The organism is Brevundimonas staleyi, assembly GCF_041893865.1.
Lineage (GTDB): Bacteria > Pseudomonadota > Alphaproteobacteria > Caulobacterales > Caulobacteraceae > Brevundimonas > Brevundimonas staleyi.
This window is the reverse complement of the sequence record NZ_CP169083.1, coordinates 95,687-117,080: the sequence shown is the minus strand read 5'-3', so window position 1 is coordinate 117,080 and position 21,394 is coordinate 95,687. Positions and strand designations below refer to the sequence as shown.

At 67.9% G+C, this 21,394-nt stretch carries 17 protein-coding genes; 4 read left to right on the top strand and 13 right to left on the bottom strand.

Annotated elements, in window-relative coordinates; all coding sequences use genetic code 11:
* Positions 1 to 10: 10 nt before the first annotated feature.
* Positions 11 to 3,190: an error-prone DNA polymerase gene (locus ACETK8_RS20460; RefSeq protein WP_374039486.1), complete on the bottom strand. Its 3,180-nt coding sequence runs from the start codon at positions 3,188 to 3,190 to the stop codon at positions 11 to 13.
* Positions 3,191 to 3,329: 139 nt separating this feature from the next.
* Between ACETK8_RS20460 and ACETK8_RS20455 the strand changes: the two genes are divergently transcribed.
* A complete protein-coding gene (locus ACETK8_RS20455) occupies positions 3,330 to 4,391 on the top strand; it encodes an alpha/beta hydrolase family esterase (RefSeq protein ID WP_374039485.1) in 1,062 nt (353 codons plus the stop codon).
* Positions 4,392 to 4,533: 142 nt separating this feature from the next.
* Entirely contained in the window at positions 4,534 to 4,893 is a 360-nt protein-coding gene (locus ACETK8_RS20450; protein WP_374039484.1) for a hypothetical protein, read from the top strand.
* 116 nt (positions 4,894 to 5,009) lie between these two features.
* Here ACETK8_RS20450 and ACETK8_RS20445 read toward each other — a convergent pair whose 3' ends face one another.
* Positions 5,010 to 5,780, bottom strand: coding sequence for an alpha/beta hydrolase (locus tag ACETK8_RS20445; protein ID WP_374039483.1), 771 nt, complete (start codon positions 5,778 to 5,780; stop codon positions 5,010 to 5,012).
* Between the two features lie 39 nt (positions 5,781 to 5,819).
* The gene (locus tag ACETK8_RS20440; protein ID WP_374039482.1) at positions 5,820 to 6,650 is read right to left on the bottom strand and encodes an alpha/beta fold hydrolase; all 831 of its coding nucleotides are present in this window, start codon (positions 6,648 to 6,650) and stop codon (positions 5,820 to 5,822) included.
* Between the two features lie 241 nt (positions 6,651 to 6,891).
* Here ACETK8_RS20440 and ACETK8_RS20435 point away from each other — a divergent pair, with 241 nt between their 5' ends.
* A complete protein-coding gene (locus ACETK8_RS20435; RefSeq protein WP_374039607.1) occupies positions 6,892 to 7,812 on the top strand; it encodes a GlxA family transcriptional regulator in 921 nt (306 codons plus the stop codon).
* Between the two features lie 291 nt (positions 7,813 to 8,103).
* On the opposite strand, the gene ACETK8_RS20430 is transcribed toward ACETK8_RS20435, so the two are convergent.
* Both ACETK8_RS20430 and ACETK8_RS20425 read right to left on the bottom strand, forming a co-directional pair.
* Positions 8,104 to 9,627 carry a Y-family DNA polymerase gene (locus tag ACETK8_RS20430; RefSeq protein ID WP_374039481.1) on the bottom strand — a complete coding sequence of 508 codons (1,524 nt, stop codon included), beginning with the start codon at positions 9,625 to 9,627 and terminating at the stop codon, positions 8,104 to 8,106.
* Entirely contained in the window at positions 9,542 to 10,303 is a 762-nt protein-coding gene (locus ACETK8_RS20425) for an ImuA family protein (RefSeq protein WP_374039480.1), read from the bottom strand. Before ACETK8_RS20425 ends, ACETK8_RS20430 begins: the two co-directional genes overlap by 86 nt.
* An 88-nt stretch (positions 10,304 to 10,391) precedes the next feature.
* On the opposite strand from ACETK8_RS20425, the gene ACETK8_RS20420 reads away from it, so the two are divergent.
* The gene (locus ACETK8_RS20420; RefSeq protein ID WP_374039479.1) at positions 10,392 to 10,745 is read left to right on the top strand and encodes a hypothetical protein; all 354 of its coding nucleotides are present in this window, start codon (positions 10,392 to 10,394) and stop codon (positions 10,743 to 10,745) included.
* Here ACETK8_RS20420 and ACETK8_RS20415 read toward each other — a convergent pair.
* From ACETK8_RS20415 to ACETK8_RS20380, 8 genes are all read right to left on the bottom strand, one after another.
* A complete protein-coding gene (locus ACETK8_RS20415) occupies positions 10,742 to 11,446 on the bottom strand; it encodes an SOS response-associated peptidase family protein (RefSeq protein WP_374039478.1) in 705 nt (234 codons plus the stop codon). The two genes, ACETK8_RS20420 and ACETK8_RS20415, sit on opposite strands and share 4 nt — an antisense overlap.
* Positions 11,447 to 11,823: 377 nt before the next feature.
* Positions 11,824 to 12,345: a hypothetical protein gene (locus tag ACETK8_RS20410; protein ID WP_374039477.1), complete on the bottom strand. Its 522-nt coding sequence runs from the start codon at positions 12,343 to 12,345 to the stop codon at positions 11,824 to 11,826.
* A 24-nt stretch (positions 12,346 to 12,369) separates the two neighbouring features.
* Positions 12,370 to 13,263: a hypothetical protein gene (locus tag ACETK8_RS20405; protein ID WP_374039476.1), complete on the bottom strand. Its 894-nt coding sequence runs from the start codon at positions 13,261 to 13,263 to the stop codon at positions 12,370 to 12,372.
* The gene (locus ACETK8_RS20400; RefSeq protein ID WP_374039475.1) at positions 13,260 to 14,744 is read right to left on the bottom strand and encodes a hypothetical protein; all 1,485 of its coding nucleotides are present in this window, start codon (positions 14,742 to 14,744) and stop codon (positions 13,260 to 13,262) included. Before ACETK8_RS20400 ends, ACETK8_RS20405 begins: the two co-directional genes overlap by 4 nt.
* A gap of 127 nt (positions 14,745 to 14,871) precedes the next feature.
* Positions 14,872 to 15,945: a LysR family transcriptional regulator gene (locus ACETK8_RS20395; RefSeq protein WP_374039474.1), complete on the bottom strand. Its 1,074-nt coding sequence runs from the start codon at positions 15,943 to 15,945 to the stop codon at positions 14,872 to 14,874.
* 21 nt (positions 15,946 to 15,966) lie between these two features.
* A complete protein-coding gene (locus tag ACETK8_RS20390; RefSeq protein ID WP_374039473.1) occupies positions 15,967 to 17,358 on the bottom strand; it encodes an MFS transporter in 1,392 nt (463 codons plus the stop codon).
* Complete coding sequence (locus ACETK8_RS20385; RefSeq protein WP_374039472.1) at positions 17,355 to 18,668, bottom strand: ComEC/Rec2 family competence protein; 1,314 nt, start codon at positions 18,666 to 18,668, stop codon at positions 17,355 to 17,357. The genes ACETK8_RS20390 and ACETK8_RS20385 overlap by 4 nt, the downstream gene beginning before the upstream one ends.
* Positions 18,665 to 21,337: a TonB-dependent receptor gene (locus ACETK8_RS20380; RefSeq protein ID WP_374039471.1), complete on the bottom strand. Its 2,673-nt coding sequence runs from the start codon at positions 21,335 to 21,337 to the stop codon at positions 18,665 to 18,667. Before ACETK8_RS20380 ends, ACETK8_RS20385 begins: the two co-directional genes overlap by 4 nt.
* Positions 21,338 to 21,394 lie beyond the last annotated feature (57 nt).

Sequence of the window (21,394 nt, the reverse complement as noted above, 5' to 3'; positions counted from 1 at the left end):
CTTCTGACCATTAACGTCGGATCGTGACGGTCGGACGGGCCGGCCCAAGCGGCCCCTCAGCAGGCCCGTCACCTGGCGCCGTCCGGGTCCCCACGCTGGCCAGCATGCCGGACAGGTCGAAGACCCGGTAGGCGACGAGGTGGACGACGTCACCTTCGCGCTGAATCCGGCCGTCGATCCCCATCATTGAAGCGGAGAGGATGTCCCGGCGCTGCTTCTCGTACAGTTTGGGCCAGATCACCAGGTTGGCGACCCCGGATTCGTCCTCGAGGGTGATGAACATCACGCCCTTGGCCGATCCAGGCATCTGACGCAGGAGGACGATCCCGGCCGCCTTCAGGAACCGGCCGTCCCGGGCCGCCCCGGCCGCCTCGCAGGTCATAAATCCCTGTCGCGCCAAATCGCCGCGCAGGAAGGCCAGGGGGTGATCGCGCAGACTCAGTCCGACATGGCCATAGTCCTCGACAACTTCGCGGCCGGCGGTCATCGGCTTGAGCGTCACGGCCGGCTCGTCGGTCTCCGGCACGATCCGCTGCTCCCGCGCGGTAGCGGCGGCGAACAACGGCAGGGGCTCGTTGCGAAGCGCCCTGATCGCCCACAGGGCCTCGCGGCGGGCCAGACCCATCGAGGCCTGGAAGCCGTCGGCTTCGGCGATCTTCACGAGGCTCGCGGCCGCGACGGCGGCGCGTCGCCAGACGTCGTCGACCGAGGCGAAGGCCTCGTCTGTGCGGGCCGCCGTGATCGCGGCGGCGTCGGGATTGCCGAGACCGCGCACCATGCGCAGCCCCAGGCGCACCGCCAGACGCCCCGGCCGGCCGGTCTCCTCAAGCGTACAGTCCCAGCGCGAGGCGTTGATGCAGACCGGCCGCACCTCGACCCCGTGGTCGCGCGCGTCGCGCACGATCTGGGCCGGGGCGTAGAAGCCCATCGGCTGGGCGTTGAGCAGGGCGGCGCAGAACACGTCGGGGTGATGGCGTTTCAGCCAGCTCGAGGCGTAGGCGATCAGGGCGAAGGAGGCGGCGTGGCTTTCGGGGAAGCCGTAGGAGCCGAAGCCCTCCAGCTGACTGAAGGTCCGTTCGGCGAATTCCGGGGCGTAGCCGCGTTCCACCATGCCGCCGACCAGCTTGTCCCGGAAATGGGTGACCCCGCCGGTGTGTTTGAAGGTGGCCATGGCGCGGCGCAGCTGATCGGCCTCGCTGGCGCTGAAGCCGGCGCAGACCATGGCGACCTTCATGGCCTGCTCTTGAAACAGGGGCACGCCGAGGGTCTTGCCCAGGACCTTCTCCAGCTCCGGGGTCGGATAGTCGACCGGCTCCAGCCCGGCGCGCCGGCGCAGATAGGGATGGACCATGTCCCCCTGGATCGGGCCGGGACGCACGATCGCCACCTCGATGACCAGGTCGTAGAAGGTCCGCGGCTTGATCCTAGGGAGCATGGCCATCTGGGCCCGGCTCTCGATCTGGAAGACGCCCAGGGTGTCGGCCTTCCTGATCATCGCATAGGTCTGAGGGTCCTCGGCCGGGATGGTGGCCAGGTCGAGGGCGATCCCCTTGTGGTCGGCCAGCAGGTCGAAGCCGCGTTTCATGCACGACAGCATCCCCAGCGCCAGAACGTCGACCTTCATGAACTTGAGGCTGTCGATGTCGTCCTTGTCCCACTCGATCACCTGACGGTCCTTCATCGCCGCCGGCTCGATCGGGACCAGTTCGTCCAGGCGGTCGCGCGTCAGGACGAAGCCGCCTGGGTGCTGGGACAGGTGGCGCGGCGCGCCCATCAGTTGGCGAGCGAGGTCCAGGGCCAGGCGCAGGCGCAGGTCCTTGAGATTGAGGTGCAGCGCCTCAGCATGCTTGTCCTCGACGCCTTCGGCCGCCCAGCCCCAGATCTGCGACGACAGCGCCTTGGTCAGATCCTCGGGCAGGCCGAGGGCCTTGCCGACGTCGCGGATGGCGCCGCGTGAGCGATAGCGGATGACGGTCGAGCACAGGGCGGCGTGGTCGCGGCCATAGGTGTCGAACACCCACTGCATGACGATCTCGCGCCGTTCGTGCTCGAAATCGACGTCGATGTCGGGTGGTTCGCGCCGTTCCTCCGAGACGAAACGCTCGAACAGCAGGTCGTTGCGCTCGGGGTCGATGGAGGTGATCCCCAACACATAGCAGACCGCCGAGTTGGCCGCCGATCCGCGTCCCTGACACAGGATGCCGCGGCCGCGGGCGAAGCCGACGATGGAGTTCACGGTCAGGAAATAGGGAGCGTAGCCCAAGGTCTCGATCAACCGGAGTTCGTGCTTCAGGATCGCCCTGACCTTGTCGGGCAGGCCTTCGGGATAGCGGCGCGCGGCGCCCTCCCAGGTCAGGGCCTCGAGCGTCGCCTGGGGCGTCATGCCGGGCGCCGAGACCTCGTCTGGGTACTGGTAGGCCAGTTCGTCGAGCGAGAAGCGGCACCGCGCGGCGATCTCCAGGGTATTGGCCAGGGCTTCCGGATATCGGGCGAACAGCCGGTGCATCTCTTCGGGCGGTTTCAGATGTCGGTCGGCGTGGCGTTCGCGCCGCGACCCCAGCTCGTCGATGGTGCAGCCGTGGCGCACGCAGGTGACGACGTCCTGGAGCAGGCGGCGTTCGGGGATGTGGAAGAGGACGTCATTGGTGGCGACGATCGCGACGCCGGCCTCGGCGGCCAGGCCGGTCAGCTGGTGCAGACGCAGGGCGTCGCCCGGTCGCCGCCGCAGGCTTAGCGCCAGATAGGCGCCGGCGGGAAAGCTCGCCTTGGTCAGGCGCAGCCGTTGGGCGCAGGCCTCATCGGCCTCGTCGGGGACGAGAACGGCGATGAGACCGTCGGAAAAGTCGGGAAGGTCCGGCCAGTCGAGATGGCATTTGGCCTTGCCGGCGCGCCGTTTGCCAAGGGACAGCAGGCGGCACAGCCGAGCATAGGCAGGCCGGTCGGTCGGATAGACCAGCAGGCCGGTTCCATCCGCCAGGTCCAGGCGGCAGCCGACGATCAGCCGGACCCCCGTGACCTTGGCCGCCTGGTGGGCGCGCACGAGGCCGGCGAGCGAGTTGCGGTCGACGACCGCCAGGGCCTCGACGCCGTACAGCGCCGCCTGGCTGAACAGCTCCTCACAGGAACTGGCGCCGCGCAGGAAGCTGAAGTGCGAGGTGGCCTGGAGCTCGACGTAGCGGGGCGGGGACATGCCGTGTTCCGGTTATGTTCCCTTATCGGCCTTTTTCCGGCGTCTGGGAAGGCGCCGGAAAAGTTCATGCTGCACTGCGGGATCACGGACGGCGGCGGGGCGTTAGTCTCTCGGCGGATGTCCGCGGGGGTCCCGGCCTGTGAAAAGACCCTTTCGAGCCCTCTTCAAGCTCTCGGCGGCCGCCCGCAAGGGCTCGCTCTCGACCGCCGTCGCCTTGCAGCGTCTGGCCCTCGCGGCCACGCCGAAGTCCAAGCGCGCCAAGCGCAAGCCCAAGGCCCTCGCCAAGCCGCGCCCAGTTGCGAGGGCGGCTCCCCGCCCGGCCGCGGGCAGCTTCGTCGATGGCCACTTCACCGGCCCGCAAGGGACGATGGACTATAAGCTCTACACACCCCTGGGTTCGACGCGCCGAACGCTGCCGCTGGTGGTCATGCTCCACGGCTGCACCCAGTCAGCCGGCGATTTCGCGGCCGGAACCGGCATGAACGCCGTCGCCGACGAGCTGGGTTTCCTGGTGCTCTACCCGCAGCAGTCGGCCTCAGCCAACTTCGCCCGGTGCTGGAACTGGCATCGCCCTGGCGATCAGAAGCGCGGCGCGGGCGAGCCCGCCCTGGTCGCCGCCCTGACCCGTCACGTCATCGATCTGTGTCAGGCCCATCCCGATCGGGTCTATGTCGCCGGCCTCTCCGCCGGCGGCGCAGCGGCCGCCATCATCGGCGCCGCCTATCCCGATCTCTATGGGGCGGTCGGGGTCCATTCCGGCCTCGCTCGGGGCGAAATCGGCACCCTGAGCGCGGCGATGTCGGCGATGCGCCATGGCGTGGCTCCCGGCGTCGCCGGGGCCAAGACCAGCCGGCCGCCGCCGACCATCGTCTTCCACGGCGATCAGGACAACATCGTCCATCCCTCCAACGCCGGCGGCTTCCTGCTGCATCTGCAGCGGTCGAGCGCGACGCCGCTGCTGAGCCGGGCGGAGCAGGGGCGCTCGCCGGGCGGCCGCGCCTATACCCGAACCCTCTATCGCCATGGCGCAACCGACGTGCGCCTTGAGGACTGGACGGTGCATGGCGGCGGACACGGCTGGTCAGGCGGCCGCGCCTTCGCGTCCTGCACCGACCCGGCGGGCCCCGATGCGTCGCGGGCGATCGCTCGGTTCTTGCTCGCACGCCGGCGGCCGACGCCGAAAGGCATATCTCGGGTCTGACACAGGGCTGGATCCAGGATCGCTGCCAGCGACGCGGGCGTTCAGCTCCAGCGTAGCCCTCCTCGCGGACGCTGGGGCGCGACGCCTCGATCCTCCTTGTCCTGACCGGGCGCGGGCTCGCCCCGCGAGCACCGTCAGCGCGGTGATCCGTTCCGCCGACAACGAAGCCCTGGCGCGTCAGGCCGGCGCAAATGCGGTGATCAATCCCGCGAGCTTCGCCGGCCAGCTTCTGGCGAGCTCGAGCCATGGCGCTCACGTGGCCGACTACATGGCCGACCTAGCGGCGATCGGCGGGGCGGTCTCCCTGTGCGAGCGCCAAGTGACGGCGGCGGAAGTCGGCATGCCGCTGTCGGCGATCCGGACCGGGATCGGCGTCCAACTCCACCGTGGAGGCCAAGCCTTCGGCTTCGACTCGGTCGAGGCGCAGGCGCTCAAGCAGGGCGACACCATTCTGGAGATCATCTCCCGCGATCCGAGCTCACCGGCCGCCAGAGCGCCGTGAGGCGGCGCGCGATCTCGAGCGAAGGTCGAACCTCTCCCGGAAACCAGAGTCGGCGGCCGCCGGCCTTTGGTCCTGCCAAGATGGGACGCCGGCGGGCGGCGCCCCATCGATCTCGGTCAGGCGCGGGAGGCCGCTTGCTGTCGGGCCCAGGACAGCGCGTAATCGGCGACGTCCTGCCAGCCCTCTTCGTTGCACAGCCAGTGCGAGCGACCGGGAAATTGGCGAAACGCCGTCAGGACCGGCGAGCGAAGATGCTTGCGATAGTTGGCGCGCACCATCGGGGCCGGCACGGTCCGATCCTTCTCGCCGGCGATGAGCAGCAGCGGGGGCCGATTGGGATTGTTCCAGCGCACCTTGGCGCCGATGCCGAGCACCGCCTGGAAGAAGATGCGCCCCGGCGTCGGCACGATGTGGCGTTCATAGGCGCCGGGCTTTTCCACCTCGGGCAAGGTCTGGGCGAACCCGGTCGAGAAGCCGCGCAGGCTCATCCGCAGCACGCGGTTCCAGCCGTTGAGGGCCGTGAAGACGCCCAGCGACGTCCAGACCGCCAGCGGATGGGCGGGGATCCCAAACGGCGGCGTCGGATCGATCGCCACGGCGGCGGCGCCGAGGCCACGGTCAGCCAGCAGCTGCACGATCAGGCCGCCGAACGAGTGGCCGATCAGGATCGGCGGATGCGGCATCGCCTCGATCAGCGCCGCATAGTGGTCGGTGATCTCGCGCAGCCCCAGCTTCGCCAGGCCTGGATCGGGCGCGTGGCGAATCTGGTCGACCGGACCTTCGAGGTGCGGCCAAGCGGGCGCCGTCACCGTCAAGTCGGCCGACTCGAAACGCTGCCGGAAACGGTCCCATGAATTTGGCGTCAGCCAGGCGCCGTGGATCAGCATGACGGTGTCGGTCATTTCATCCTCCTTTTTGCGCGTGGCTCAGCCGGCGATGAACGCGAGCAGGTCGGGGTTGATGATGTCGGGATGGGTGGTGCACATCCCGTGCGGCAGACCCTCGTAGGTCTTGAGCACGCCGTTGCGCAGCAGCGCGGCCGACTTCGGCGCCGAGTCCGCATAGGGCACGATCTGATCGTCGGTCCCGTGCATGACCAGCACCGGCACGTCGATCGCCTTGAGGTCCTCGGTGAAGTCGGTTTCCGAGAAGGCCTTGATGCAGTCGTAGTGGGCCGTGATGGCGCCCATCATGCCCTGGCGCCACCAGTTGTCGATCACGCCCTGGTCGACCTTCGCGCCTTCGCGGTTGTAGCCATAGAAGGGGCCGGCCGGCACATCGATGAAGAACTGGGCGCGATTGGCGGCGGTCGCGGCGCGGAAACCGTCGAACACTTCGAGCGGCAGACCCTCAGGGTTGGAGTCCTTCCGGACCATCACGGGCGGCACCGCGCCGATCAGCACCGCCTTCGACACCCGTCCGGCCTCGGCCCGCGCGACATAGCGCGCCACCTCGCCGCCGCCGGTCGAATGGCCGATGTGGATGGCGCCGCGCAGATCGAGGGCGGCGGCCAACGCCGCCACGTCGGCGGCATAGGTGTCCATCTCGTTGCCTTCCCAGGTCTGGCTCGACCGGCCGTGCCCGCGGCGATCGTGCGCGATCACCCGGTAGCCCTTCTGGAGGAAGAACATCATCTGGTTGTCCCAATCGTCGGCGCTCAGCGGCCAGCCGTGGTGAAACACCAGCGCCTGCGCATCCTTGGGACCCCAATCCTTGTAGAAGATCTCGGCGCCGTCCTTGGTGGTGATCGTGGGCATCGTCTTTCCCTTGCGTTTCGACCGGGAGGACCAGTTCCGTCCCGCTGTTGAAACCCTAGGCAGGATGCGGCAGCATCGGGATCGTCTCTTCCGACATTATCCCAGCCAAAACCGACATCCCGGGGATCAGGCGATGACCGCCAGCGACGCGTCCGCCGTAAGGCTGCCCGAAGGCCACCAGGGCGACCGTTCGAGGACCGCTGAGGTCGGCATTCTCCTCTATCGCGGCTGCCAGACCGCGATGGTCCATGGTCTGACCGACATGCTGACGACGGCAAGCGATTTTTCCGCCGCGCGCGGCGGCCGTACGCTGCGGGTCAGCCACTGGGCGCCCGACGAAACCGACCAGTTCGACCGCAGCTTCGATACCCATCCCCATGCCGGCGGCTTTCCCGACATCATCGTCACGCCCGGCCGACTGACCGGCCCGGTCAGCGCCGAGGAGGCGGCGCCCTTCGTGCGCTGGCTGGTGGACCAACATGCGCGCGGCGCGGTGCTGGGCTCCAACTGCGGCGGCGCCTTCCTGCTGGCGGAGACAGGTCTGCTGCGCGGCCGCTCGGCGACGACCCACTGGATGTTCGCCGACCTGCTGCAGAGCCGGTTCCCGGATGTGCGCGTGGAGCCGGAGAAGATCGTCATCGACGACGGCGACATCATCACCGCCGGCGGCCTGATGGCCTGGACCGACCTTGGCATGCGCCTGATCGATCGGCTGCTCGGCCCCAGCATCATGGTCGAGACCAGCCGCTTCTTCCTGGTCGATGCGGGAGGGCGCGAGCAGCGCCACTACGGCAGCTTCGCACCGCGGCTGACCCACGGCGACGAGGCGATCTTGAAGGTCCAGCACTGGCTGCAAAGTAAGGGCGCTCGCTCGGTCAGCGTCGCGGACATGGCGCGCGAGGCCAGCCTGGAGGAGCGCACCTTCCTGCGTCGCTTCAAGGCCGCCACTGGCGTCAAGCCGAACGAATATGCCCAGTGTGTGCGCATGGAGAAGGCCCGCGAGCTGCTGCAGTTCACCAAGCGAACGGTCGATCAGATCGCCTGGTCAGTGGGCTACGAGGATTCCACCGCCTTCCGCCGCGTCTTCAATCGCCTGGTGGGCTTGTCACCAGGCGATTATCGTCGGCGGTTCGGAGCCGAATCCGAGGCCGCGGCGGCTTAGACCTCTGAGCTCGGTTGGGAGCCGATGAGGTTGGGTCTAGCGGAGGACTTGGCTATCGCGCCGACATCCACGCACACCAGAGGGATAGTGATTTTGAGCTTTTTAGGACTTTAAGGATTGGTTCGCCAGCGAATTTCAGGCTTCGATTCCATCGCGCAGCGCTCTGGGCGGAGACCTGAAGGAGGAACGTTGAGATCTGCGATAGACTACGGCCTGATCGCCTCTTTGATCAGAAATCAGATGACCGGTGACCGATCGCCACGGTTTTAAAGCGCATCGGGACGCCTGCCGCTAACCGAACAATCCGTGCAAATACCAGGTCAGGTCGCCCGTTGCTGGCTGTTCGCCGTCACCTCGGCGGAACACCCAGAAGCGCTCGCCGGCCTCATCCTCGAGCTGGAAGTAATCCCGCACCGCCTCGACCTCTCCGCCGCGACGCCACCACTCCCCGAATATCCGCTCGGGGCCATCGGCGCGCGTCACCCTGCGCCGGACGCCGCGCCAGGTGAAGGCCGCCGGCGGTTGGTCGGGCAGGAGGGCCATGGCCTCGATCCGCTCCGGCGTTGGCAGGAGCCGAACGGGCCGCGGCCATCGCGCCGGCCAAGTCTCTCCGCCCGGCTGCTCGGTCGGCGCGACCTTGCGCACCGAACGCTCCGGCACGTCGCTCTGGGCGGCCGTGATCCGATAGAGACGTTCCGGCCCGAGGCGATTGGTCAGGGTGTCGACCAGGTCGGCGACATCGGGCCGCGCGGCCTCGGTCAGGTCGTTGGCGACAGGTTTCCAGTCGAGCGGCTCCGCCGCCGGGGCGGCCAGGGTCATGGCGTCGATCCCGAACCCCGGATCGACGGTCTCGAGCTTGTCGCACAGCAGCCGCGTCAGCCGCTTGATGTCGCGCACGGGCTTGGCCAGTCCCACGCGGACGACCTCGATGCGATGGTCGACCCGCCGGAACCTGAGGTCGAGCAGGCGCGCGCCCAGGCCCTTGACCTCGAGGGCTTCGCAGAGCGCCTCGACCAGCTGCAGGGTGTAACGCGCCAGGGTCTCCGGCGCGCTGATGGGCTCGGCGAAGGCCTGCCGCACCTGCACGATCTCAGGAACCTCGATCGGTTCGATCGGCTCGGCCGAGCGGTCGTAGGCCTGGTCGAGCCGCCGCGTCAGCTCCGGACCGAACCGCAGGGCCAAGGGGGCCCGGGGTTTGGCCTCGATCTCGCCGATGCGATCGATCCCCATCTTGGCCAGGGCGTCGGCCATCCCGTCGGGGAGCCTCAGGGCCTGGGTTGGGAGCTGGGCGATGGCGCACCCCCCTGCGTCGGATGCGACGATCGCCGTCGGCGCGGCGACATAGCGGGCGAGCGCGTGAGCGGCGCCCCAGGTTCCGGCCATGGCCGCCCGGGCCGCCACGCCGACGACGGCCAGCCGCGCGATCATATCGGCGAGCAGGGCCTCTTCGCCGCCCCGCAGGTGCGCCGCGCCCGTGACGTCGAGGACCAGGCCTGACGGAGGATCGGCGGCGACGATCGGCGCGTACCGCCTGAGCGCCCAGAGCGCCATACGGTCCAGGGCGTGGGCGTCGCCGGCGGGATCGGCGTCGTGGACGACGAGCTCTGGGCAAAGGGCCCGCGCCTGGGCCGCGACCATGCCGGGATAGAGTCTGAGCGCCAACGCCGCACTGTCCGCGGCCAACACCACGCGCTTGCGTCCGGCGCGGCCGATCAGGACGATCGGGACCTCAGCCGGCGGCGCGTCTTTCCCAAGACGTCGCCGCAGCCGATCCGTCGGCCAGGTCGGCAGGTAGAGCGAGACGACCCGTCTCATTGCAGGCTTCCAGTTCAAACTCGGCGCATTCGCCCGCCTTGCTGCGGATCAGTTCGACGAACCATCGGGCTCGGCCGACGCCGGCGGAGGGCAGGGGAGAAGAGGGCAGGGCGGTCACCCGCCAGCGGGTGGTCGCGGCGGTCGGCTGACCGAAGTCGACGGCCTCGGCCTGGCGCCGCCAGCGCCGCACCGCGATCCCCAGCGTGCCGGTGCTTTCCGCCGCCAGCTGCAGGCGACGCGAGGCTGTCATCGACAGGCGCGCGACCTCGCCGATCACGGCCCCCAGGCTGCCGTGCCGCAGGCCTTCCTCGAAACAGGCCAGGACGGTCTTCTCGTCGCCCGCCTCGACATAGAGGATGCGGTCGCCGCCCAGGCCGGCCTGGGCGAGGGACGGGGCGAAAAGATCCTTGCGTGTGAGACACCAGAGCACGGGCCCCCGGGTCCGGCCGGCGATCCCGGCCGCGAACAGGGCCGAGGCCGTGCCGTCCACGGCGCCCGCGCCGCCGCCGGCGACCTCGTGCAGGGCCCCGAGCGCCAGGCCGCCGCCGGGCAGGCGTCGATCGACCTCGGCGAGCCCGAAGGGCAGGATCCCCTGGGGCGCACGGCGGCCCGCCTCGATCTTGGCGATCTGGGCGCGCAGGGCCTCGAAGGCGCGAGGGGAGGGCTCGGCGGACATGGACTCCAGAACAACGGGACGCTATGCATGTTCCCTATTCGTTCTTCCTGAGCCGACGAAGAGTCAAGAGCCGTCCGGGAGCGCTCCTGTGCAGAACAGCCTATATTCGGCGGCGAAGCCGACCATGACCCAGCACCGATCCACTCTTGAACGGCCCGCCGAGCGCCTGATCCAGAAGTTCGATGTCTGGCAGGTGAAGGACCGCAGCATCCGCAGCCTGCTGGCCAAGGGCTACTCGCTGGCCATTTGCTGCAAACAGTGTCCGCGCATGATCGAGTGGACGCCGCAGGAACTGCTGCAGAAGTTCGAAGGCAAGCTCGATGTGCAACTGGCCGACCTCGTGCCACGCCTGAGCTGCACGGGCGAGGAGGGTTGCGGATCCAGGGAGGTGGCGGTGTTTCCGCACCTCTATGAAGGGGAATGGCGCTGGCCGCCTACCTAGGCGCGCACCGGCGCCACTTCGTCGGACCGGGGGCCGAACGCGACGACCTTCAGCGTCCCGTCCGGTAGGGGCCGCTGAAGAGATTTGACGTGCTCCCAGCTGTCGCCGCTGAGCCAGAGGTCCCACTCGTCTTCGCTCGTGAGGATCACTGGCATGGCCTTCTTGTGATAGGCGCGCACGGGTTCGGCCGAGTCGGTCGTGAGGAATCCGAACGCCTCGATCTCCTCCCAACCCTTGCTTTTCATCCGCACGCACGCGTGCGGCGTCCAAATCCCAGCAAAAAAGGCCAACGGCCGGCTGTCATCGAGGGCGAACCAGACGTTCTTGCGCGTCCCCTCGTGGTCCTGGTCCGGCTCGGCGAAGGATGTGAACGGAACAAGACAGCGATTGGCCACGCCGAGCCAAGGCGCCCAATGGGCGTTGGTCTTGCCGGTCTTCTCGCTCGTCGTATTGCGGACATTGGTGGTGCCCTTGTCAGGCTCCATCCTCAAAAGCTCGGCGAAGTCGAACTCCGTGCCCTTGGCGCGCATCTTGTTGGCCCGGTTCTCGGCCGCGTCCATCAGGGCTCGCTTCGAACTCGGCATGCCCCAGCGCAGGTTGGCCATCTCGCGCTGGCCGTCGGCGCCGACCCTGACCACGGGCGCCTCGCCATCCGGATAGACGCTGCCAAAGGGCGGATTGTTGCCGGTGCGGTCGGTCATGGCCCGGGCGATCCGAGCCACCTCCGCCCGCGCCTCCATCATCGCGTAGAGATTACACATTCATCCTGTCCGTCTAGTCGTCAGCCCATAGAACGCGCGGAGCGCTTCGAAGTCGACACTGCCGAGGTTGGGGTTCTCCTTCTGTTCGCAGCCGGCTAGGTCGCGCCATCGGCGAAGCGGTTCGCAAGATGATCCACGTCGATATGGACGCCTTCTATGCGTCGGTCGAACAGCGTGATCCGGCCCTGCGCGATCGCCTAGCGCCGTCGACTACGGCGAGCGCGCGGCGTCGTCGGCCACCACCTTAGCCCCGCGTCGTTCTGGGCTGCTTACGCGCGAGGGTTGGCGGGCGAACGATATCTTGGCGATTCGCGATCCTAGCGCTCTTCGCTCTCGGGGTCCCGACCGCCCGGCGGAAGGGCCGACACGCTGATGCCGTTGCAGTCGACCTCAAACGTGCAGACCTGAACCATGCTGTTCCTAGGATATTGGTCGGTGCATGCATAGTTCGTGCCTTTGTCCGAGCTCCAAAGGATCACCGGCGCGCGCGAGAGCTGCGCGGATTGCAGCATGCCCATCACGAGCTCCCATTTCAGTTCGCTCGTCTTGTCGCCGACGTAGTAGATGGTGACGTCGACAACCGGATGGACGTCGCCGTCGGCGAAGCCGGTCTGATCGATCCGGGCGTAGATCCAGGGATAGCCCCTCGTATAGCTCTCGTTGCCGGACCCGAGCAGCAACCGGACATAACCGTTGGCGCAGGTGCGGGTCCAGGGCGAGGGATCAGCGATCACGCCGGGCGGAGGAAACGATGGCGTCTGCGCCGCCTGGGCGGCGGTCGTCTGCCCGACCGCCGCAAGGGCCAAGCCGATCATCATTGATCTTACGAGCTTCATCACGGGTCTTCCTTGTTTTCGGGATGATCACCGCCACCAGAGCGTGGTGATCACCGCAGGCGCGGCCGTGCCGGCCCGCAGGGTTGGAGAGGGGACAGGAAAGGCCTTGGCGCCGAAGTTCAGATTGAAATCGTCCATCAGATTCACGCGCGAGCCCGGAAGGTCGGGGTCGTAGGCCCAGTAGAGGGCGTAGATGCCGACGGGCGGCGGCGCCGCGTTCGACACGGTGACGTTGTCCCCCCGCAGCACTGTCCCGAACTCCCCGGACTTGAGGTTTTTGAAGATCGTCGTGCCGACCCCGATCTTGATCGGACTGATGTAGACGAAGGGGGTCGCGGCGCCCGCGAGCTTCAGTTGGACGATCGCGTTGTAGGGATCGAACGCGACCGTGGCCTCGATCGGATAGATCCGGCCCGGCACGCAGCCGGAGAAGGGCGCGTCGAGCGCGTTGTTGAACACCGGCGTGAAGCGGACCGGATCGAGCAACGGATAGCTGTAGGCGAACTCGGTGTTGGCGCGCACGCCGTCGACGTAGGGGCGCGCCCAGACGTTGACCACGACCCGGCCGGCGGCCGGGTCGAAGACGACGGTCAGTCGTCGCGTTCCGGCGACATCGTCGGGGTCAGGAAGATGCTGGTTGTTCTGATAGATGTCGAGGATCGTGATCGGCGTCGTGCATTTGGCGCCGTCGTAGTCGATGCGCCGGGTCACGAGGACGCCCGTCATGTCGGGCATGGGATGGGGGAAGGGAATACGGCTGGACGGGAAAATCCAATAGTTCATGTGCGAGGAGGCGTCCGGCTGCTCGCCGAGCAGCACGAAGTTCTCCGGCGTCGGCAGTTCGTAGGCGGACACGGCCGGCGCGCCGAGCAGGAGCCCGGCCACCAAGGCCGCCGCCCGCTGCAGAGCCCTGGCGATCATCGGCCGACGTCCTGGGCGGCCGACGCCGCTGCGGCGTGGTTCGCGTTGATGAACCGGCGGATCTGGATGAACAGGTCCGGCCGGTCGGACGTCACCAGGGCGTGGCTGGAGCCTGAGAAGTAGAGATCGGAGACGCCGTCGCCGCGGATGTCGTTGATGTCGTTGTCGGCGTTGTACCATGTCATGGCGAAATTGCCGTGGCGGCCGCCGGGCCCCGACGGATCGGGCGTCCAGATCGCCGATCGCCGCGCGCTGAGCAGGTAGAGGTAGTCCATCAGATCGTCGGCATGGCCATAACGGCCCTCGAACGGCTTGGCCATCCAGCTGCGGTTCGAGGCGATGGCCGTGTCCCAGTAGCCGATCCGCCGCTTGTCCTGCAGCAGCAGGATCCAGCTCTCCAGCCAGGACAGGACGGTGGCTTGCGGCGTCGAGGGACGCGGGTCGGGCGTCGGCGACCAGAGGACGGTGCGGGCGTCGAGGCCAGCGGCCGCGAACGCCCGGAACAGCTTCTGGATATCCGGTATCGACTCCTGCGGCACCTTGATCACCACGTGCCCGGCCATGTCCGCCGCCTCCCCGTTCAGGAGGCGCAGCGTCTCCACGAGGATGTCGATCGATTCCGCTTCCTGCTCCTCAGGGGTGAAATAGCCGCCGAAGCCGATCGTCGAATAGCGCGCCCCCCCGGTCGCCGTGCGTCGAAACTGGCGAAGGGACCGCCCGTACTTCAGATCCAGGATCACCACGACGTTCCAGCCCGCCGGATCGCGCCGGTACTGGCTGCTCAGCTTCGCGAGGAAGTCCTGCAGGGTGTCGAGCGTGGCGTCGTCGTTGGGATCGACCGTGTCGTCCCGATCACGCAGGATGTAGGGCGCCGGGGAGGTGACGCACATCAGATAGCCGTCGCAGTCGTCGAGGCCCGTTGCCGGTGTGTCCTGGGGCCCGGCGTAGTCGGTGAAGGCGCGAAGGTCGGTGTAGTGGGTCATCACCGGCTCGGGCGAGAGAACGCCCATCATCAGCATGTCGTACTCGATAAAGCGCAGGCCGGCCCGTTGCGCCCAGACGACCCCAGGCCACGAATTCTCCGGCGGTCCGCCGAGGGTGATGTCCCAGCTGGTCGGCGGCGAACTGCTGATGGGCAAACGCATGCCGAAGACGCCGCGGTGCGCCGCGAGGATCATGTCGGGCGCCTTGAGATCGACCGACACCAGGGTGTTCATCTTCTGGCAGATGGGCGTCGTCTGGCCGGCGTCCGTGCCACAAAGATGATCGGGGATGTAGAGTTCCTTGCAGCTCGCCACCGTCGGATCGACGAAAACGTGACCGTCGTCCGCCGTGACTGTGCAACCAACGACCGCTGACGATGTCTGGGACGCCGGCGCTGCGAGGGCGGCGCCGGAGTCGCCCGCCGCCAGCACGGCAAGCGACGCCGCCCCGGCGACGAGCCTTCTTAGAGGAGCCGGCTGGCGCTCGGCACGAGGCATGACGGGTGCGATGGGCCGCGCGATCCGACCCGGCGCCGACGAGCCGCGGTTTGCCTTCGTCAAGTCGTCCGGCGATCGCATGGAAGCCCCTAACGCACCAGAGTATCACGCTCGCCTTTTGGGTAGATCACGGTCCCGACCTGTTCAAATGCGAAGAGTTCAGAGCGGGTTGAATCCATTTCATGGCTGCGGAGGTGTGGCCGGATTTGGCGGTCGGCTGCCCGCCCATCGGGTGGGCCGACAGCCGACGGGCCGGACTCCTGGTCGGCGGAGCGGATCCGGTCCGCTGCGGCAGAACCTCGTCGACAGCGTCGGCGCAAACAGCGCGCAGCCATCTGTAGAGCCTCCCGTCGCAAAACCTTTCGTGTCCGACCCCGAAGATCGCGAAGGACGGCAGGGCGAAGGGCAGGTCCAGCACCGCCAGGTTGAACTGTGCAGCGTGCTTCTCAGCGAAATGCCGGGGGACGATCAACAGGGCGTCGGTCTCGCCGGTGATGGACAGAGCAGCGAGAATGTGGGCGCTCCGCATCGCGATCCTGCGCGTCAGGCCCAAGGCTTCGAGAGCGGCGTCGACCGGGCGATCGAACTCGTCCTTCCCGCTGACCGTCATCGCCGGACGACGCGCAAGCGTCTCCGGCGTGAGCGCGGACGGCGCCAGCGCCAAAGCCGACACAGCCACGAGTTGGTCCTCGAACAGCTTCTGAATTCGCAGTCCCGCGTCGGTGTCCGGCGGATCCACGGCGATCGCCAGATCACATCGTCCCGCGCCTAGTTGTCCGGCGATGCGTTGGCTGTCCCACGGTATGATCGTCAAGCTGGCGTTCGGGGCCTCGGCCGAGAAGCGCCGCAACAGCGCTGGGCCGAGTAGGCTCAGAATCGGATCGCGCACGGCGATCACGCAGGGCCGACTTAGGTCCGATGGGTGAAAGCCGTCCCGAAGCGCCGAAACGTCCTGGACCTGCTCCAGTACGCGGCGCACGGGCTCGCGAAGGCTGATCGCGAACGGTGTCGGGCGCATCGCTTGTCCCTGCCGGACCAGCAGCTCATCGCCGAAATGCCGCCTCAGACCCGCCAGCACATGGCTGATCGCGGATTGGGTTAGCCCGAGCTGGAGGCCCGTCCCGCTGATACTGCAGGTGTGAATGAGCAGGCTTAGAGCCTGCAACTGGGCGGTGGAGAGGGTCGCCTGGAAGGTGCTCATGGAATACTTCCGCGTTGAGCCTCAGGAATGCGATTCAGGTGGTGTCGATTGGTTGGGGACGATGTCTGGTTCCAACGGATCGCCTGACGACCCGCGTCGCCGGGCCAAGCGGCGCAGAATTGCGCTGTGTCTGGCGTGGCTGATCGGATGGCGTCGGGCGAGAACAGCGCAGGTCAAGGCCCCGGCTGCGGGCCCGCCGATCGTCAGGAACGTGATCAGGATCCGGGTCTCAGCGTCCTGGACCTGGCCGGGGACGTAGTTTGTCGCCTGCAGGGCGAGCCCCATGGCGGCCGCGCCAATTCCGATCCCGGTCTTCATTACGAAGATGATGATGGCCACCAACGTGGCCTCTGCGCGGATTCCGGTGCGAAGCTCGGCGTGATCGACGACGTCGGGGGCCATCCCCCAGATCAGCATATAGACGCCGCTCAGCCCGATCCCGACGACCACGGCGCAAGCGATCAGCCCGGCCGCGCCGATCGGAAGAACCGCCATCGCCAGGAAGCCGAGAAAGGCGACGGCGTGAGCGGCCGAAAGGGCGTCGGCCTTCTCTGAGGCGTTCGACAGCCAGGTCCAAAGGCCAACGCCGAAGAATTGTCCGACGATGAGGGCCAGCAGCGTGGAGCTGGCGGCCTGGGGCGCGTCCAGCACGTAGGTGGTGAAGTAGACCAGTCCCTTGCTGAACAACGGGAAGGACAGGCCCGTGATGAAGGCGATCGCCGCCAAGGGCGGCAGGCTGGGCGCGGCGAGCGCCGCCCGACCCTGGGCCCAGACGGACTGCCCGTCGGACGGCGGCGCGGGCTGGTCCCGGCGCCTCACGGAAAGCCATGCGACCCAGAGCGTGGCCGTCGAGATCGCGGCCGCGCCGAGGGCCAGCGCCAAGATGTCGTCGTTGCGCTGGGCCCCGGGCGTCAGGACGCGGGGGAGGGCGAGCGCCAGCGCCAGGCTCGCGGCGCTGCTGAAGAAGAAGCGGTAGCCGGACACCCGGCCCCGGGCCCGGCTGTCGGCGGCGACCTTACCGACCATGGCGGTGTGCGGCAGGTCCACCGCGGCGTAGGCGATGCGGAAGACGAGGACGCAGATCAGGATCAGCGCCGGGTCGCTCACCCCCCAACTCGGCAGGCCGTAGACCAGAACGAAGGCCGCCGCGCAGACGGGCGCGCCGATGAGGATGTAGGGCCCGTATTGGCCAAACCGTGTGCGCGTCCGGTCGGCCGCCGCCGCGATCAGCAGGTCGAACAGGGCGTCGCTGAAGATGCCGGCGAGGAAGATCAGACCGGCCCAGGACGGCGACAGGCCGATCAGATCGGTCAGGACATAGAGGAGGGTCACGTCCGCCGTGGCCCACAGGAGGTTCTTGGCGAAATTGCCCCCGGAATAGGCGGCCAGTCGCGCTTCCTCCTTCAAGGTCATGACGCCGAGATCTCCCGGCCGGAGAGGTAGGGCCCGTGGACGGAGCGCACCGTCAGGCCCGGCGCCGTGTCATCGAGGACCAGGATCCGGAAGCCGTCGCCCCCGGACGCGACGCGCACCACCACATGGCCGTTCAGGCTGGTGAAGGCGCGCGCGAGCGGCGGTCCGATATAGACCTCGGTCTCGGCCAGGGTGCTGGTCGCGAAGGCGTCGCGCAGGGTTCCCGCCCGGCGCATCTCCACCAGCCGGCGCACCAGCTCCTGGCCGGGCTGATCGGACATATAGCTCTGCTCGACGACGATCTGCGGGTTGAGCGCTGACAGGAAGGCGGGATTGTTGGCGTCGCGGCCGCCGTGGTGGTTGAGACTCATCACGTCGACCGGGCCGACAGCCGCGGCCATCGGGGTCTCGACATCGGTGAGGCGGCCGGCCGGTTCGTTGACGCCCGTGTTGTCGCCGCCGGCGAAATAGCGGAAGCGCCCGTAGGTCAGGGTGAGGGCGGCGCTCAGCGCGTTCTCGGGGAGGACGGGCGTCCCGGCCTCGACCCGCAGATCGCGGGTGCGGCCGTTCCCGTCCGCCAGCTCTGCGCCGGCCTTGACGACATCGACCGCGAACGTCGGATAGCGCCGAGGCTGGTTGAGCAGCCGGATCTGGTCCGCGGCGTCCGGCCGAAGCTGGGCGGTCATCAGCCCCGCCGCCGCACGCGCTGAAACGAAGCGGGCGTAGTTGGCCAATGTCGGATCGACCGCGGCGCCGGCCGCGGTCAGGCTGGCGTAGTCCGGGTAGGCGCGATCGAGCAGCAGGCGGATCGGCAGTCGCTCGCCGACCTCGGTGATGCCAGTAAGCGCGATATCGCCGGCGGCCGAACGCTCGCGCGCGGCCTTCACGTCGCCGAAGTGATCCCCGTGGAAGTGCGAGATCACCGCATAGTCGATCGACCGCGCGCCGGTCGGCGCCGCGCTCTCGATGTAGCGGACGATCCAGGCCCCGGCGCTGCGGCTGGCGTCCGGGCGGGCCGGGGCCAGCTTGAGCGGCCGGAATCGGTCCGCGGTCGCCTCGGCGATCTCACCGGCGTCCAGCAGCAGGGTGGTGGCGTCGGGCGCCACGATATAGGCCGCGTTGCCCCGCCCGGTGCTGATGTGGTGGATGAGCAGCTCCCCCGGCCGCCAGGGGAGAAGCGGCCGTCCGGGGACGTCGGCCTCATCGGCCGCCGACGCGATCCGCGCCAAGGCCGCATCCGCCGTTCCGGCGGCCGCCGAAGCGACCGCCAGGCGCAGCAAGGCGCGCTTGCTCAGGCGAAACCCCGTCATAGGCGGAACGACACCCCGAGCCAGAACGACCGGCCAGCTTCCCGGCGCGTATAGTAGAGGTCTTCATAGGCGTTGACCTCCTTGGCGTAGCTGTCGGTCAAATTCTTCACTTGGGCCGTAATCTGAACCGCGTCAGTGACGTCGTAGCGCGCCTGCAGGTCCCAGGTCTCCTGGGCGTCGAACAGTCGGTCGAACCAGGGCGTGGTGTTGACCTCGGTGACGCGGCGGCCGCGGTAGTTGTAGGCCAGCCGGCTGTCGAAACGCCCGAGGTTGAAGGTCAGCGAGACGTTGCCGACCGCGCGGGGCTGTTCGAACAGGCCGTACACCGCGCGGCTGTCGCCCGGATAGTATTTGCGGACGCTTGCGGTCTCGACATTGGGGACGCTGGCGTCGCTGTCGATCAGGGCGAAGTTGGCGGTAAGGCCGAAGTGGCGCATCGGACCGCCCAGGAAGTCCAGGGACGGCAGGATGGCGCCGAACTCGAGGCCGGTCAGGCTTGCCGACCGCGCGTTCATGGGGATGCTGCGCAGCAGGGTCATGTCGACGCCGTCGATGTTGACCGTTTCGAGCGTCGACTGGCTGAAGATCTCGTCTTGGATGTTCTTGTGGAAGACGCCGACGGCCAGCATGCCGCGACGCTCGGGGAGATAGTATTCCAGGGTGAGATCGTAGTTGTCGGCGACGCGCGGCTTCAGCTCCGGATTACCGCCGCTGATGCTGATGACGCCGGCGTCCTCCCGGGTCTGGGTGCTGGGCCTCAGGTCGTCGAAATTGGGTCGGCCGACCGAGCGGCTATAGGCGGCGCGCAGGCGCAGCTGCGGGTCGAAATCATAGGTCAGCTGAGCGCGGGGCAGGACGTCGACATAGTCGCCCTTGTTGACCGCCACGTCCTCGACGACGCCGAGGTTCTCGCTCTCGGTCCGGGTCTGTTCAACCCGGATCCCGCCGTTCAGGGTGAGGCGGTCGGTGCGGTAGGTGGCCAGGGCGTAGCCGGCCAGGACCGTCTCCTCGATCCGATAGTCCGAGTTCGTCGAGTTGGCGGCGCCGCCGGACCACAGGCTGAACTGCTCGGGGTGTTCGGCCAGATAGGCGCGGGACTTGTCCAGATCGATGAACCATTGCGGTACGGTGTAGCCGGGTGGCGTATAGGCGTGGTCGAGCAGGACGTCGGACAGGCGGAAGCGCGCGCCGCTGACCGGCCGGTATTCGACATAGTCTTCGTCGTGTTCGCGCTTCAGCTGACGCGCCTTGAAGCCGGCCTGGAAGCCGAATCCATCGCGGTTGTCGGCGTTGCTGTCGTAGTCGACGGCGAACTCCGCCAAGTCCTCCTGGGTGGTGATGAAGGTCTCGCGGCTGACATAGGCGGACGGGTAGTTCGCCGGGTTCAGGTAGTAGGCGGGGTTGACGAAGGTGAAGACCGGGAAGCCGCCGGACATGTCGTATCGATAGGCCAGGCTCGCCGTCGAGGCCGATTGGAAGCGCGAGCCGAACAGGGGGTTGTCGAGGCTGCCGCGGGCAAGGCCGCCGCGGACCGATACCTTCTGTCCGTCCGCCGGCCGCCAGTCGACGCCGAGTTGCACGCCGCGCAGCTGGTCGTCGTATTCCTGCTCCAGGGTCCCGGCCTCGGCGCGCACGCCCGAGGAGATCAATCCCGAAGTGGGGGTCTGCTCGGTCGGAGCCGCGGTCCGCGAGGTGCGCTGCACGCGCGTCTCGTCGCGCCGTTCGGTGTCGGTCCGTTGGAAATAGTAGCCTTGCAGGAAGGCGTAGAGGTCGTCGTTCGGCTTGTACTCGAGTCTGGCGGTGCCGCCGAGGCGCTCCCGGACGTTGTGATAGAGGAAGATCGGATTGGACTGCGGGACCGCCATGCCGTTGCTGGCCGGATCGAGCGGGCTGTCGAGCAGCTTGCCGCTGGCGTCATAGAAATCGTAGCGGTTGCCCGAAACGGTCGGGGAGACGGTGTAGCGGTCGCTGCGCCAGTAGGTCCCCGAGGTCACGAAGCCGAACTGATCCTGCGGACCGAAGCGCGTCGAATAGGCGGCGCTGAGGTTGGCCGAGGGCTTCACCCGATCCGGGCCCTGGTGGTCGTTCTCCCAGTAACCGATGGAGGCGTTGCCGGCGAAGAAGCCGTCGCCGTTGCGGTCGAAGGCGCTGCGGGTGACGAGGTCGATGCGGCCGCCGATCGCCTGGCCGTCCAGATCGGCGGTGAAGCTCTTCACCACATCGACCCGCCTGACGACAGTCGAGGGCACGATATCGAGCAACAGCTTGCGGGTGGCTTCGTCAGTGCTGGGCAGGGCGAAACCGTCGATGGTGGAATAGTTGTATTCGCCGTTCATGCCGCGGATAGCGACGAAGCGGTCCTCGCCGTTGTCCTGCACGGTCGAGACGCCGGGGACACGGCTCAGGGCCTCGGCGAGATTGAAGTCCGGCAGGCGGGCGATCTCGTCGGCCGCGACCGAATCCGAGATTTGCGGAACGTCGCGCTTGGCTTCGATCGCCGCGGCGGCCTGGGCTCGGAAGCCCGTGACTACGACGTCGTCGAGCGCGGTCGACTCTTGCGAAGGCGTCGAAGGGCCGGATTGCGCGGCGGCTGGCGCGGCCAGGCCGAGGCTGGCGCCGGCCGCGAGGGCGGCTAGCGAGCTCGTTTGAATGAGGCGGTAGCGGTGCATGGGGTCCCCCTAGGTTCGAGAGGCCTCCTACCTGCCGCATGCTACAGTTTTATGTTA